Below are 12,815 nucleotides of genomic sequence, written 5' to 3'. Positions count from 1 at the left end.
CGTTCATGCTTGTCGACATCGTGCCCATCGGGGATGTCTCCGCCCAGGTGAAGCGTGAGGCGTCGGCGGGACTCCGCTCGGTGTACGACTGCGACGTCAGCGTTCACGACGAGCAGTCGATCCCGGAGGGCGCGTACGACCGCAGCCGCAACCAATACCGTGCCGAGCAGTTCATCGAACTCGTCTCGCGGGTGGGAACCGGTGAGAAGAACATCGGCATCACCCCGCAGGACCTCTACTACCGGCGTCGCAACTACGTCTTCGGGCTGGCGTATCTCAACGGTAACGGCTCGGTCGTCTCCACGTACCGCCTCCAGACCTCCTCGGACGGCGGCGTCTCCACCAAGCCGGCCGCCGAGGTGTTCTCCGATCGAGTGCGCAAGGAGATCGTCCACGAGATCGGCCACACGCTCGGGCTGGAGCATTGCGACAACAGCAAATGCGTCATGTCCTTCTCCCCGACTGTTCGCGAGGTCGACGTGAAAGAAGAGCACCTCTGCGGCACCTGCTCGCGCGAGTATCTGTGAGTGAGCGTCTCTGACATCCTCCCACGGCTAAAGCCGTGGGGTTCCCCCACTGGGGGTTGAACCCACGGATACGGAGAGGTTCGCAGGTTCGTCGTCGCGTGGGACGATGACCTGCGTTTCGGGCCGTGCCAGTACGGCCCCCGCCTCGGACAGCGGTTTCGAGAACTTGCCCAAGGCTCGTTTGCCGATGTTCAGCGCACCGTTCTTATCGGCGTTGTCGTCCAACCCACACTCGGGACACTCAAAGCGCCCCTGTGTCTCACGGACGCCCTCACAGGAACACCGATTGCAGGTCTTCGACGTGTCGTATTCTTCGACCAACTGCACCTCGATGCTCGCGTCGTGGGCCTTGTACTCGATGTAGTTGAGCAGGCGGGCGAACGGCATCTTGTGGGTCTTGTCGTTGACGTACCGTCCCTTGTCGTTGTCCTTGCGAATCCCGCCGAGGTCGCCCACAACGATGACTGCGTTCCGTTCCTCGGCATCCTCCACGATTTGCCGAGCAATTTTGTGGAGGCGGTCGTCCACCTTCCGCGCTTCCGCGTCACCGATACGCTTGACCACCTGCTGTCCTTGTCGGGGTTTCGCTTTTCCGATGGACTTGCGGAGTTGCTTGTAGTGTTCGCGGATACGACGGACTTCCTCGCCGTAGAAGGTGGTTTTGCGGTCGGAGAGGAACGCGCAGGTAGCGACCCACCGTGCGCCCATGTCGATAGCCAGCACGTCGTCGTACTCGTCTTGGACGGTCACAGACCGTTTGACGACGAGATGGACGTACCAGTCACCGTCACGGCGCACCAGTTCACTGTCCCGAACGTTGCCCTCACGGACGAGTTGTTCGTCCTTCTGTGGGACGTAGGCGGGGCACCAGATGGAGTTGCCCCGTCCGCGCTCGGGGTCGTAGACGGGGACTTTGACCCACCACGACGAAAGAACGGTGTCCTCGTCGTGGACCACGTCGAACACGTCGTTGCGGAGGACGACAGGCTGTTCGGTGTCGGGGTTCGGGTCTTTCTGTCGTTGCACCTTCGACGCCTGCTGGTCGGTCGCAGAGTATAGGTCGGCGTCTCCACCGTGAACAGCCGTCTGGAACGCCTCGTACTCACGGGCGAGCAGGTCGGCTTTCCTGTTGGTCAGCGAGTGGAGTTTGACCCGCACCGTGGTTGAGACGTTCCGTTGCATACTACTCACCTGCTTGGGCGTCGATGTACTCCTCGATGACTTCGCTGGATACGTCGCCCGCACTTGAGACGAAGTACGAGCGCGTCCACAGCGACGGCAAGCCGAAATCGAACTCGTCGCGGAGGTGGCGCGAGGAGTAGCCCTTGACCTGTTGCATTATCTTGTTCGGGGCGAGCGTCGGGTCGCCCGTGATGAACAGGTGTACGTGGTCGGGGCGAATCGCCAACTCCAAGATTTCGAGGTCGAGTTCGTCGGCTTTCTCCTCGATGAGTTCTTCGAGACGGTCACGTACCTCGCCCTCAAGCACCGATCTGCGGTACTTCGGGCACCAGATGAAGTGGTACTGGAGTTTGTGGACGTTAGTACGTTCCCTGTCAAACCCACGAGGCATCGTCAGTATGTAGAAGTCTTTCATCTAAAGATGTTATGTAGACATCTAACCCCAGCCGTGCCTACGAGCGTGGAGAGATTCCCAGTTGTCGGCTTCATCCCACCCCTGAAGGGGTGGGCTTTCGCCTCGCTACCGCTGTTATGTGAGGGCGTGTGATTGTGAGTGAGCGCCCGTACTACCTGAGTCCGTAGCGACCGGACCCGTCGTCCGATCGGGTTCGGCGTCGCCGATTTCAGTCGTCTCGCAGCGGCGAACAGCTATTTGCCTCCGGGCGGGGTACGTCGAGTCGACATGTCCGACCAGGTCATCGAACTGCTCCGGAAGGCGTACGGCGACGAGATGGAGACCGTGATGAACTACCAGACGAACGCGATCGTCCTCGACGGCGTCCGCGCCGAGGAGATAAAAGAGAGCCTCCAGGCCGACATCCAGGAGGAACTGGGCCACGCCGAACAGCTCGGCAACCGACTGAAGCAGCTCGACGCGCGCCCGCCGGGCTCGGCGGAGTTCACCGCGAACCAGCACTCCCTCCAGCCGCCGGAGGACTCCACGGACGTGCTGTCGGTCATCGAGGGCGTCATCGACGCCGAGGAGGACGCCATCTCGCTGTACCGCGACCTCATCGACGCGGCGGAGGCCGCCGAGGACCCCGTGACCGAGGATCTCGCGGTGACCATCCTCTCCGACGAGGAGGCCCACCGCTCGGAGTTCCGCGGCTTCAAGAAGGAGTACAGTCGCGACTAGATCGGGTCGTCGTCACCCCAGGAGCAGCCGTCGAGGCGTCAGAAACGACGAACGCGGGTCTCCCGACTCCGTACCGGAGAACGGCGACGCTACCCGGAGTAGTAGTACTCGCCGTCGCTCTTCTGCTGGCGGTCGAGCTGCGAGCCGGGCTTGTTGATCCGCGGGCGTCCCGTCCGCTCGTCGCGGCGGAACGTGATGTCCAGGTCGCCGAGGAAGTCGTTCATCCCCGAGCGCATCCCCTGCGGTCGGGTCGCGTGGCCCTCGACGGCGGGCTCGCCGTCGAACACCATGAGGCGGTCGGCCAGCAGGTCGATCATGTAGATGTCGTGGTCGATGACCATCACCGTCGCGTCGTGGTTCTCGGCGTACCGCCGGATGGCGGTCGTCGCCTGCACGCGCTGTTCCACGTCGAGGTGGGCCGACGGCTCGTCCAGCAGGTACAGGTCGGCGTCCTTCGAGAGGCACGCCGCGATGGCGACGCGCTGGCGCTCGCCGCCCGAAAGGTCGGTGAGGCTCTGCTCCATGATCGGGTTGAGCTGGAGCGGCCGGGCGACCTCCGTGTCCCAGTAGGACGAGCCGAAGTCGTCGGTGATCGACGAGAGGAACGCGTCCACGCGCATCGGCTGGTCGATCTCGATGTACTGCGGCTTGTAGGCGATGTCGAGCGCGAGGTCCAGCTCCCCCTCGTCGGGCTCGAGCTGGCCGGCGAACAGCTTCGCCATCGTCGACTTCCCGATCCCGTTGGGGCCGACGATACCCAGCACCTCCGACTCGTGGACCGCGCCGCCGTCGACCGAAAGCGAGAACTCGCCCTCGCCGTAGGACTTCCGCATGTCGGGGTACTCGAACAGCACCTGCGAGCGGGTGATCTCCCGAGGCGCGTGCGCGTCGAAGGTGATCTCGTCGGGGCGGATCCGCATGTTCTCGTTGTCGAGATAGCCCTTCAGGTACTCGTTGATGCCGTTGCGGGTGGACTTGGGGTCGGTGACGACGCCGTACGCCCCGGGCTCGCCGTAGGTGACGTGGAGCGTGTCCGCCAGTAGGTCGAGGATGGCGAGGTCGTGCTCGACGACCATCATCGAGCGCTCGCCGTCGTCGGCGAGTTCGCGGATGAGCCGCGCGGCGGTCATGCGCTGGCCGATGTCGAGGTACGGCGTGATCTCGTCGAGGAAGTAGAAGTCCGCGTCGCGCGCGAGCGTCGCCGCCAGCGCGACGCGCTGGAGCTCCCCGCCGGAGATGGAGTCGATGTCCTGGTCCATCACCGGGCCGATCGAGAGCCGCTCGACGAGCGAGTCGAGCGCGCCGCGCTCGTTCGTCCGCTCCAGCAACTCGCGGGTGTTGCCGTCGAACTGCTTGGGGATCTGGTCGACGTACTGCGGCTTGCGAGCCACCTCGACCTCGCCGCCGATGACGCGCTCGACGTAGTTCTGCAGCTCCGTCCCCTTGAACCGCTCCAGCACAGCGTCCCAGTTCGCCTCCTCCGCGTGGTCACCGAGGTTCGGAACCAGTTCCCCGGAGAGCATCTTCACCGCGGTCGACTTCCCGATCCCGTTGGGACCGAGGATACCCGTCACGTTACCGGGTTCGGGGACCGGCAGGCCGTACAGCGAGAAGGCGTTGTCGCCGTAGCGGTGCACGGGGTCGTTCTCCAGTTCGGAGGGGAGGTTGATGATCTCGATGGCGTCGAACGGGCACTTCTCGACGCAGATGCCGCACGTCTCGCCCAGGCAGATCTCCTCGGAGATCCAGATCTGGTCGGGGCCGCCGTCGTACGGTTCGTCCTCCTCGTAGTGGTCGCCGCGCTCGACGATGCAGTCCTTGCCGGTGCGGTTCGGCGGGCAGAAGTTCGCACACTCGTAGTTGCACCGGTCGGGCTGACACCGATCGAGGTCGACGACCGCGATGCTGTCGTCCGCCATCTTACGCCACGTTCGCCGAGAGGATGACGCCGTAGGCGATGAACCACAGCGTGAAGGTCATGAACGCAACGTAGAGGTTATCCTTGATCCCGAACTCCTCGACCTCCACGCCGAGCAGTTTCAACAGCGGGATCTGTACGAAGACGAAGCCCGCGACCACGACCAGCGCGAGTGTGTCGGTCGCCGCCTCGGGAGACGTCCCGAGGAACGGGGCCATCGCGCAAACGAGCGCCGCGGCGATCCCCGCCAGACACGAAACGGTGGTGACGGTCACCCCGCGCAGGTGGTCGGAGAGCCCCGAAGCGGTTTCGGTAGCCATGCTCGTAGCTCCGCCAGCCGGCGACAAAAGGGGTTCGCTTGCCCGATCAACGGACCCCGGACCGAATAGTGTTCCGTGAACCTTTATCATGGTCCGGTGTTTCGATTCGTAATGATGGACGGAACCGACGAGGACTCCCTCGACGACCTCCCCCCAAGCGCCAAGCTCGTGTTCAAGGTCCTGGAGTACAACGGAGCGCTGACGCAGAAGGGGATCGTCGAGGAGTCGATGCTCTCCGCACGGACGGTACGGTACGCCCTCGAACGGCTCGAGAACATCGGGATCGTCGACGAGGACGTCTACTTCGCCGACGCTCGACAGAATCTCTATCAGCTCACGGGACCGCGGGCGGCCGAGGCCGAGGCCGACGGTGGTCGCGAGTCGGCCACCGCCGACTCGCAACCGGGACAACGATCGGAGGGATGTGAGGACGGGCAGGAAGCGACCTGCGCCGAGTGAACGCCGACGCCGACTGAACGCCGACGCCGGGTGGCCACCGACACCGAGTGACCGACACGGAGCACCCATCGACGCCGTGTCGTTCGGTTCTCCGGCCACCGCGACAAATCGAGACGGGAACGCGACCCGCAGTTTTCCACCGTCGAGCGGTAGCTCCGGCGGTGCTCGATGCGGCAGTACAGCCGCCGTCGCGGACACGGTCGCGGACGGTGTCGCCGTCGCGGTACAGGATCTACCGCATGCGACCCGGCGAGACGAACGTTTATCCCCGATACCGGGACCATGCCCCCGCGTGCGGTGACGACGAGCGCGCGTCGTCCGGCGAAACACCGGGACTCGACGCCGCGCGCGAACGACGAGTCCCGGTGTCAGCCCCCGTCTACTCCGTGCTCAGACGAGCGGTTGAGCGACCGCCTCAGGCGGGAACGACGGTGATCGTCCGCTTTCGATCGATAGCGTCCTCGAGCTCCTCGGCGATGGCGCTGCCGCGCGATACCTGGATGTCGCCGCCGCGGCCGACGGTCGCTGTGAAGAGGTACTCGTCGTCCGCGCGCACCTCGACGGTCTCGCCGACGTGCTCGTCCATCCGGATCTCCACGTGACGGCTGGTGATCTCGGGCTGGACGACCTCGCCTTGCGGCTTCGGCGTCGAGCCCGCTCCGTCGGCCGGCGGCGCGCCGCCAGCGCCGCCGCCGGAGCGGTCGGCGTGGGTGCGCACGTCGATGTTGATTCCCAGGCGGTTCTCGATGTCAGTGATCCGGCCGCCGCCCTTGCCGATCACGTAGCTGATGTCGTCCTCCTCGACGTAGACGACCGCCTCGTTTTGTCCCTGGAGTTCCACGTCGACGTGACCGCGGGCGACCGAGCGGATCTCGCGTTCGATCTCCTGTTTGGCGATCCGGCCGACGCCCGTCTCGTCGCCGCCGTCGGTGCCGTCCAGCGGCACCGTGACGACCTGGTTGTTGAAGGTGTAGATCTCGTACTCGGGCGTGCCGGTCTCGAAGTCGACCACCTGGATGACGGGTCGCGAGAGGTCCTCGGCCGTCAGCCCCTCGGGCACCTTCACCTGCGTCGTCACGTCGTAGACCGTGTCGACCTCGCCGGCCTCGATGAAGACCACGGTGTCGACCACCTGCGGGATCATCCCGAGTTCGACGCGCCCGACGAGGCGCTGGAGCGCGTCGATAGCGCGGGTCGCGTGGGTGACGCCGACCATCCCGACGCCGGCGAGACGCATGTCCGCGAACACCTCGAAGTCGTGCGTCTTTCGCACCTCGTCGTAGATGGTGTAGTCCGGCCGCACGAGCAACAGCGAGTCGGCGGTCTTGGCCATGTCGCCGCCGAGGGCCGTGTACTGGGTGATCTCCTCGGAGACCTGCAGGTCGCGCGGCTTCTCCATCGTCTTCACCGCGTACTCCTCGTCGTTGAGGAACTCCGCGACCGCCTGCGCGAACGTCGACTTCCCCGCGCCGGGCGCGCCCGAGATGAGAACACCGCGCTGGCGTTCGGTGAAGCGGTCGCGCAGTTCGTCGGCGAACTCGTAGTCGTCGAGCGTCGTCTTCGCGATCGGCCGAACGGCGGTGATCTCGATGGCGTCCGAGAAGGGCGGCCGCGCGACGGCGATCCGGTAGTTGCGATACTGTACGATCGTCATCCCCGGCTCGGACAGCTCGATGAACCCCTGGTTCGACGCCCGAGCCGTCGCCTCGATCTCGTCGGCCCACTCCGCCATCTGCGTCTCGTCGGACGGGCCGTCGGCGTCGTCGATTCGGACGTAGTGGAGGTCGGCGATGTCGCCGCGCTTCGCCTTCGGGTGCGTGCCGGTCTTGAGGTGGACCGACATCGTGTCCTCGGTGAAGAACCGCTCGATGTCGAGGCCGTCGTCGTCGGTCACGCCGCGGGGGACCGCCTCGACGTACTCCACGTCGAGTCCGGTCGCCTTCCCGGCCTCCGCCTGGACGAAGTCCGAGGTGAGTAACACGGCGTCGTGGTCGACCGCGAGGTCGCGGATCAGGGCGTCGATGTCGCCCTCCCCGGAGCCCTCCTGCTCGGCCGCGGTCGGGCGGCGACCGACGAACTCGGCGTCGATCGCTCCCTCGTCGGCGAGCTCGGCGATACGCTGGAGTTCCGCGATCCCGTCCCAGCCGGTGTCGCGGCCGGCGTTGGCCTGCGCTTCCAGTTCGCCGACGACCGCCTCGGGGACGTACACAGTCGCTCCCTCGTAGTCGCCGGCGTCGACGCGCTCCGACACGCGGCCGTCGATGACCGCGCTCGTGTCCGGCACGACGTTCATACGCCTGCTGGGGTCGGGAGCCGTTTAAGACTGCTTGCATGGGACGGCGTCGGCGTCCGGTCGGGCTCGGAGGTGTCCGCGGGCTTTGGCCCGCCGACGCCGGAGTTATGCCCGCGCCGGTCCCCGAGGTCGATGTGAACGCGACCGACGATACGCCCGCGGGACTGCGCCCGCTGACGCGGGATCTGGTGTCGATTCCGAGCCACGAGGACGCGACCGCCGCCGGCGACGCCATCGAGTCGTGGCTTCGGGCGGAGACCGACGGCGACGTAGAGCGCGACGATCACGGGAACGTGTTCGCCCGCACGGGCGACCCCGCGGAGCCGACGGTCGCGCTCGTCGGCCACCACGACGTGGTGCCGCCGGACGACTCGCAGGTGGAGACGACCGCCGACGGCGACGGAAGCGACCCGGAGGAGTCGTACGTCGTCGAGGAGCGCGACGGCAGGCTGTACGGGCGCGGAAGCGCCGACATGAAGGGCGCGGTCGCGGCCGCGATGTGCGCGTTCCGCGACGCGGAGCCGAACGGCTGTGAGCTGTGTTTCGTCTCCTTCGTCGGGGAGGAGGCCGGCGGCGTCGGCGCGCGAGCGGCCATCGAGGACGGCTTCGCTCCCGAGTACGCGGTCGTCGGTGAGGGGTCGACGAACTACTCGGGGCCGGGCGTCACCGACGTGGTCGTCGCGCACAAGGGCCGGCGCGCGAGCACGCTCGTCGCCGCCGGCGAGAGCACACACGCGAGCATCCCCGAGGAGGGCGTTAACGCTGTTTACCGCGCCTGCGACGCCGTTAGCGTGGTCCGCGATCTCGCGTTCCCCGAGACGACCGTCATGGGCGAGTCGGTCCGCGGGAGCGTCGCGGTCACCGGGATCGACGGCGGCACGGCCTGGAACGTCGTGCCCGACGCCTGCGAGGTGACGGTCGACGAGCGGACCGTCCCCGACGAGCGCGCGCCGCTGGAGCGAGCCGAGTCGATCGACGGCGTCACGTGGCGCGTCGACCAGGACCTCCCCCCGATGGCCTGCTCGGACGACGAGTTCGCCGACGCGGTGCTCGCGGCCGCACGCGACGTGCAGTCGGGGTCGGTGACGCCAGAACACGTCGTGAAGCCGCACGCGACCGACGCCGGGTGGCTCGCCGAGACGGGCACGGCCTGCGTGATCTGTGGGGCCGCCGAGTCGGGCGAGGCCCACACGGCGACCGAGAGCGTCGGGCTCGACGTGCTCGACCGCTGTTACCGGATCTACCGCGAAGTGGTCGAGCGCGCGGGCGCGTTCGCGTGAGCCGAAGCGGCTCTGCGTAACGGACGTTTCAAGAGCGCCGGCCGGCAAGGTTTGCGCGATGGCTACTGACGCAAGCGCGAGCGATGCCGAGACGGCCGACGCATACGCGGAACTGGTGGAACGATTCGAGCGGATCAACGGCGTTCAGGGTGCCGCCGGCGTCCTCGGGTGGGACCAGCAGGTCATGATGCCCGAGGGCGGTACGCCCGCCCGCTCGAAGCAGCTGTCCGTGCTCTCCTCGCTGAGCCACGAGCTGCTCACCGACGACCGCACCGCGGAGCTGCTGGAGGAGGTCGAGGCGATGGACCTCGACGAGGAGCAGTCCGCGCAGCTGCGGGAGATGCGCCGCGAGTTCGAGCGCGCCGACTCGGTCCCCGTCGAGCTGGTCGAGGAGATATCGGAGACCTCGACCGAGGCGCTGGGCGCGTGGGAGTCCGCCCGCGAGGAGGACGACTTCGAGCAGTTCGCGCCGTACCTCGAAGAGCTTGTCGAGCTGAAGCGCGAGTACGCCGAGCACATCGACCCCGACCGCGACGCCTACGAGGTGCTGTTCGAGGACTACGAGCCGTGCCTGTCGCTGGAGCGGGCCGAGGAGATCCTGGACACCCTGAAGGAGACGCTCGTCCCGATGATCGACGAGATCCGGGAGTCGAACGCCGACGTGACCACCGACGCCTTCGCCGGTGAGTTCCCCGAGGACGCACAGGAGGGCCTCTCGCGCGACGTGCTCACGACGCTGGGGTACGACTGGGACCGCGGCCGTCTCGACCCCTCGACGCACCCGTTCACTTCCGGCAACGTGTACGACTGCCGGGTCACCACGCGCTACGACGAGACGGATCCCCTGGGCGGGCTGATGGCCACCGTCCACGAGTTCGGTCACGCCTTCTACAACCTCGGGCTGCCCGAGGAGCGGTTCGGCACGCCGCTGGGCGAGTCGCGCGACCTGTCGGTCCACGAGAGCCAGTCGCGGCTGTGGGAGAACCACGTCGGGCGCTCGCCGGCGTTCTGGGAGCTGGTGCTCCCGAAGTTCGAGGACCGCTTCGACACCAACGCCACCGCGCGCGAGGCGTACGAGTCCGCGAACCAGGTGTACGAGGACAACCTCATCCGGGTCGAGGCGGACGAACTGACCTACCACCTCCACATCGTCATCCGCTTCGAGATCGAACGGGAGCTGATCTCGGGCGACCTCGACGTCGAGGACGTGCCCGAGGTCTGGAACGACAAGTACGAGGAGTACCTCGGGATCCGGCCCGACACGGACTCCACGGGCTGTCTTCAGGACATCCACTGGAGCCACGGCAACTTCGGCTACTTCCCGACGTACTCCCTCGGATCGGTGATGGCGAGCCAGCTGTTCAACGCCGCCGAGGACGACATCGGGGACATCTACGGGAAGGTCCGCGAGGGCGACTTCGAGGCGCTCCAGGCGTGGCTCCGCGAGAACGTCCACGAACACGGCTCCCGCTACGAGACGAACGAACTCGTCCGCGAGGCGACCGGCGAGGACTTCACCGCCGACTACTTCGTCGACTACGTGACGACGAAGTACGGCGACCTCTACGACCTCGAAGAGTCCGTGTGAGGACGGACATCCTGGGATAGAATCGCCTGTAACCGCCGTTTTCGGTTTCGATTTCGGCTTCGGCTTCGTTCTCGTTAGAGCGTCGCGGTCGGACGGGCCGAGCGTCGATGCTGTCCGCACGCCGTATCCGAAGCTGCCGTCGGCGCGCGTCCGACCGCACCTCGTGTGCGGTCGTCGCGCGCGAGGGATGAGCGAGGGAGCGCGAGGCCGAGCGGAGCGAGGTCTCGATGCGAACGAGGAGCGAAGCGACCCGTGAGCGTGAGCGACCGAGCGAATCGGCTGGGGAGGACGTGGTTGCGGTGCGGTGGGGTGGGAATGAAAGGGGACGGGCGTCTCGTGAGACGAGACGAAGCAAGCACCACAGGCGAGCGACTGAAGGGAGCGAGCCGAGGAGCGCAGCGAGTCGCAGTCCACGAGACGCCCGGGGGCTTTCGAGAGCCGCTGACCCGCAGTAGTACAGTCGGAACAGACCACTCCCGATCCCCCCACTTTTCACCCGGACCGCCCCACTAGTCCAACGACAACCGCTCGATGCGCCGCTTCACCGCCGACTACCTCGACCGAACGCGCCGCGGGATGTGGGAGTCGCGGGAGGCGCTCGACCCGCTCGACCTCGCGAACCGATCGCGCGTCCTCGACGTCGGCTGCGGGACCGGCGAACTCACCCGCGTCCTCGACGAGGAGACCCCAGACGCGACCGTCGTCGGCGTCGACGCGGACACGGACCTGCTGTCGGCCGCCCGCGACGGCGATACCGACCGCGACGGCGACGCCGACAGCGACCGCGACCGCGACGCTGACGGCGACCGCGACGCCGTCCCCGACATCGCCTACTGCGCCGGCGACGCCACCCGGCTGCCGTTCCCCGACGACGCGTTCGACCTCGTCGTCTGTCAGGCGCTGTTGATCAACCTCCCGGACCCCGCCGCCGCTGTCCGGGAGTTCGCCCGCGTCTCCGGGGAGCTGGTCGCCGCCGTCGAGCCCGACAACGCCGACGTCGCCGTCGAATCGAGCGTCGACAGCGAGGCGGCGCTGGAAGCCCGCGTCCGCGAGGCGTACATCGCCGGCGTCGACACCGACGTGGCGATGGGCGACCGCGTGCGCGAGCTGTTCGACGACGCCGGCCTGTCCGGCATCGACTCGCGGCGCTACCGCCACGAGAAGCGCGTCGAGCCGCCGTACTCGGAGGCGGACCTCCGCGGCATCGCGCGCAAGGCGAGCGGCGACGGGATCGCCGACCACGAGGCCGAACTCCGTCGGGCGCTCGCCGACGGCGACGAGGGCTACGACGCGCTCCGCAGGAAGTGGCGCGAGATGGGTCGAACCGCCGCGGGGCAGGCGGCCGACCGCGAGTACGAACGCGCGGAGTGGGTGCCGTTCGACGTGACCGTCGGACGAGTGTGAGTCGTCGGACGGGTGTGAGTCACCGTCGCGTTCCGGCGCTCCCCGTCGTCAGACGACGTCCCCGCGGACGGTCGCGCCCTCCTGTCGGTCGCGGGCGGTCGCCATCGCGTCGGCGATCGCCGTCGCCTCCGCATCCTCGACCCCGAGCATCTCCAGCGCTCCCGACAGCGTCGGGAACGGGAGCTCCCCGCCGCGGAGCTTCGCCATCGTCTCCGTCGCCCGCCGCCCCTCCGCGTACAGTTGGACTCCACGGGGGTCGAGCACCTGCTCGTACGCCTCGCGGTCGAGGCCCGCCGTGAGTCGCTGTCTGACGTTCTGGTCGAACGGCGCGTTACACACCTCCAGGTGAACCGGCTCGTCCTCCGGGAGCAACTGCGCGGCCAGACACTTCTCCGGAGCCGCGTGACCGGCGTCGTTCGCGCGGAGGTGCTCGGGGTGCTCGCGAGCCCACTCCGCCGAAACCGACCGGCCGACGCCCTTCACGCCGTGCGAGCGCTCGAACGACTCGGCGGCGTCGGCGTCGTCGCCCCGCATGAGGAGGTCCTTCGTCACGTACACGTCGAGCCGGTCGATCGGGTCGAGGCCCAACGCCACGTCGCCGTACACCCACACCTCGCGAACCGGCACCGGTGTCGGTCCCTCGTCGACGGCGTCGATGATCGCCTCCACCCGGTCGAGGGCCGCCTCGCGCTCCATGGCGTCTGATCGG

Annotated in this window: 12 protein-coding genes; 6 read left to right on the top strand and 6 right to left on the bottom strand. The window is 67.3% G+C overall.

Translation table 11 applies throughout. The features are described 5' to 3' along the window. Window positions 1-5 precede the first annotated feature (5 nt). Complete coding sequence (locus Hbl1158_RS03810) at window positions 6-527, top strand: archaemetzincin family Zn-dependent metalloprotease (protein WP_234298739.1); 522 nt, start codon at window positions 6-8, stop codon at window positions 525-527. 27 nt (window positions 528-554) lie between these two features. Here Hbl1158_RS03810 and Hbl1158_RS03805 read toward each other — a convergent pair whose 3' ends face one another. Further along, window positions 555-1,709 carry a transposase gene (locus Hbl1158_RS03805; RefSeq protein WP_234298738.1) on the bottom strand — a complete coding sequence of 385 codons (1,155 nt, stop codon included), beginning with the start codon at window positions 1,707-1,709 and terminating at the stop codon, window positions 555-557. Between the two features lies 1 nt (window position 1,710). Continuing rightward, complete coding sequence (gene tnpA, locus Hbl1158_RS03800) at window positions 1,711-2,100, bottom strand: IS200/IS605 family transposase (protein ID WP_234299465.1); 390 nt, start codon at window positions 2,098-2,100, stop codon at window positions 1,711-1,713. Window positions 2,101-2,391: 291 nt separating this feature from the next. On the opposite strand from tnpA, the gene Hbl1158_RS03795 reads away from it, so the two are divergent. Next, a complete protein-coding gene (locus tag Hbl1158_RS03795; RefSeq protein ID WP_234298737.1) occupies window positions 2,392-2,844 on the top strand; it encodes a ferritin-like domain-containing protein in 453 nt (150 codons plus the stop codon). Between the two features lie 89 nt (window positions 2,845-2,933). On the opposite strand, the gene Hbl1158_RS03790 is transcribed toward Hbl1158_RS03795, so the two are convergent. Continuing rightward, window positions 2,934-4,763 (bottom strand): ribosome biogenesis/translation initiation ATPase RLI, encoded by a 1,830-nt coding sequence (locus Hbl1158_RS03790; RefSeq protein ID WP_234298736.1) that lies wholly within the window; start codon window positions 4,761-4,763, stop codon window positions 2,934-2,936. Between the two features lies 1 nt (window position 4,764). Further along, window positions 4,765-5,082 carry a hypothetical protein gene (locus tag Hbl1158_RS03785; RefSeq protein ID WP_234298735.1) on the bottom strand — a complete coding sequence of 106 codons (318 nt, stop codon included), beginning with the start codon at window positions 5,080-5,082 and terminating at the stop codon, window positions 4,765-4,767. A 114-nt stretch (window positions 5,083-5,196) separates the two neighbouring features. On the opposite strand from Hbl1158_RS03785, the gene Hbl1158_RS03780 reads away from it, so the two are divergent. Further along, window positions 5,197-5,541 carry an ArsR family transcriptional regulator gene (locus Hbl1158_RS03780; protein ID WP_234299464.1) on the top strand — a complete coding sequence of 115 codons (345 nt, stop codon included), beginning with the start codon at window positions 5,197-5,199 and terminating at the stop codon, window positions 5,539-5,541. A 415-nt stretch (window positions 5,542-5,956) separates the two neighbouring features. Here the strand turns inward: Hbl1158_RS03780 and Hbl1158_RS03775 are convergent, their stop codons facing one another. Beyond that, window positions 5,957-7,834 carry a PINc/VapC family ATPase gene (locus Hbl1158_RS03775; protein ID WP_234298734.1) on the bottom strand — a complete coding sequence of 626 codons (1,878 nt, stop codon included), beginning with the start codon at window positions 7,832-7,834 and terminating at the stop codon, window positions 5,957-5,959. Window positions 7,835-7,968: 134 nt separating this feature from the next. Between Hbl1158_RS03775 and Hbl1158_RS03770 the strand changes: the two genes are divergently transcribed. From Hbl1158_RS03770 to Hbl1158_RS03760, 3 genes are all read left to right on the top strand, one after another. Then, window positions 7,969-9,114, top strand: a complete 1,146-nt coding sequence (locus Hbl1158_RS03770; RefSeq protein WP_234298733.1) for a M20/M25/M40 family metallo-hydrolase — start codon at window positions 7,969-7,971, stop codon at window positions 9,112-9,114. Between the two features lie 58 nt (window positions 9,115-9,172). Next, window positions 9,173-10,702 carry a carboxypeptidase M32 gene (locus tag Hbl1158_RS03765; protein ID WP_234298732.1) on the top strand — a complete coding sequence of 510 codons (1,530 nt, stop codon included), beginning with the start codon at window positions 9,173-9,175 and terminating at the stop codon, window positions 10,700-10,702. A gap of 531 nt (window positions 10,703-11,233) precedes the next feature. Then, window positions 11,234-12,106 carry a class I SAM-dependent methyltransferase gene (locus Hbl1158_RS03760; RefSeq protein ID WP_234298731.1) on the top strand — a complete coding sequence of 291 codons (873 nt, stop codon included), beginning with the start codon at window positions 11,234-11,236 and terminating at the stop codon, window positions 12,104-12,106. 48 nt (window positions 12,107-12,154) lie between these two features. Here Hbl1158_RS03760 and Hbl1158_RS03755 read toward each other — a convergent pair whose 3' ends face one another. Beyond that, window positions 12,155-12,802 carry a hypothetical protein gene (locus Hbl1158_RS03755; RefSeq protein ID WP_234298730.1) on the bottom strand — a complete coding sequence of 216 codons (648 nt, stop codon included), beginning with the start codon at window positions 12,800-12,802 and terminating at the stop codon, window positions 12,155-12,157. Window positions 12,803-12,815 lie beyond the last annotated feature (13 nt).

This window comes from Halobaculum sp. CBA1158 (assembly GCF_021431925.1).
Taxonomy (GTDB): domain Archaea; phylum Halobacteriota; class Halobacteria; order Halobacteriales; family Haloferacaceae; genus Halobaculum.
The sequence above is the reverse complement of the archived record's forward strand: the minus strand, read 5'-3'. Positions and strand labels throughout refer to the sequence as shown.

What these genes read in the sequence shown, in the direction of transcription:
- tnpA (WP_234299465.1), bottom strand. Translation starts at nt 2,100, where the DNA reads ATGCCTCGTGGGTTTGACAGGGAACGTACTAACGTCCACAAACTCCAG.
- Hbl1158_RS03805 (WP_234298738.1), bottom strand. Translation starts at nt 1,709, where the DNA reads ATGCAACGGAACGTCTCAACCACGGTGCGGGTCAAACTCCACTCGCTG.
- Hbl1158_RS03810 (WP_234298739.1), top strand. Translation starts at nt 6, where the DNA reads ATGCTTGTCGACATCGTGCCCATCGGGGATGTCTCCGCCCAGGTGAAG.
- Hbl1158_RS03765 (WP_234298732.1), top strand. Translation starts at nt 9,173, where the DNA reads ATGGCTACTGACGCAAGCGCGAGCGATGCCGAGACGGCCGACGCATAC.
- Hbl1158_RS03755 (WP_234298730.1), bottom strand. Translation starts at nt 12,802, where the DNA reads ATGGAGCGCGAGGCGGCCCTCGACCGGGTGGAGGCGATCATCGACGCC.
- Hbl1158_RS03780 (WP_234299464.1), top strand. Translation starts at nt 5,197, where the DNA reads ATGGACGGAACCGACGAGGACTCCCTCGACGACCTCCCCCCAAGCGCC.
- Hbl1158_RS03790 (WP_234298736.1), bottom strand. Translation starts at nt 4,763, where the DNA reads ATGGCGGACGACAGCATCGCGGTCGTCGACCTCGATCGGTGTCAGCCC.
- Hbl1158_RS03795 (WP_234298737.1), top strand. Translation starts at nt 2,392, where the DNA reads ATGTCCGACCAGGTCATCGAACTGCTCCGGAAGGCGTACGGCGACGAG.
- Hbl1158_RS03775 (WP_234298734.1), bottom strand. Translation starts at nt 7,834, where the DNA reads ATGAACGTCGTGCCGGACACGAGCGCGGTCATCGACGGCCGCGTGTCG.
- Hbl1158_RS03760 (WP_234298731.1), top strand. Translation starts at nt 11,234, where the DNA reads ATGCGCCGCTTCACCGCCGACTACCTCGACCGAACGCGCCGCGGGATG.
- Hbl1158_RS03785 (WP_234298735.1), bottom strand. Translation starts at nt 5,082, where the DNA reads ATGGCTACCGAAACCGCTTCGGGGCTCTCCGACCACCTGCGCGGGGTG.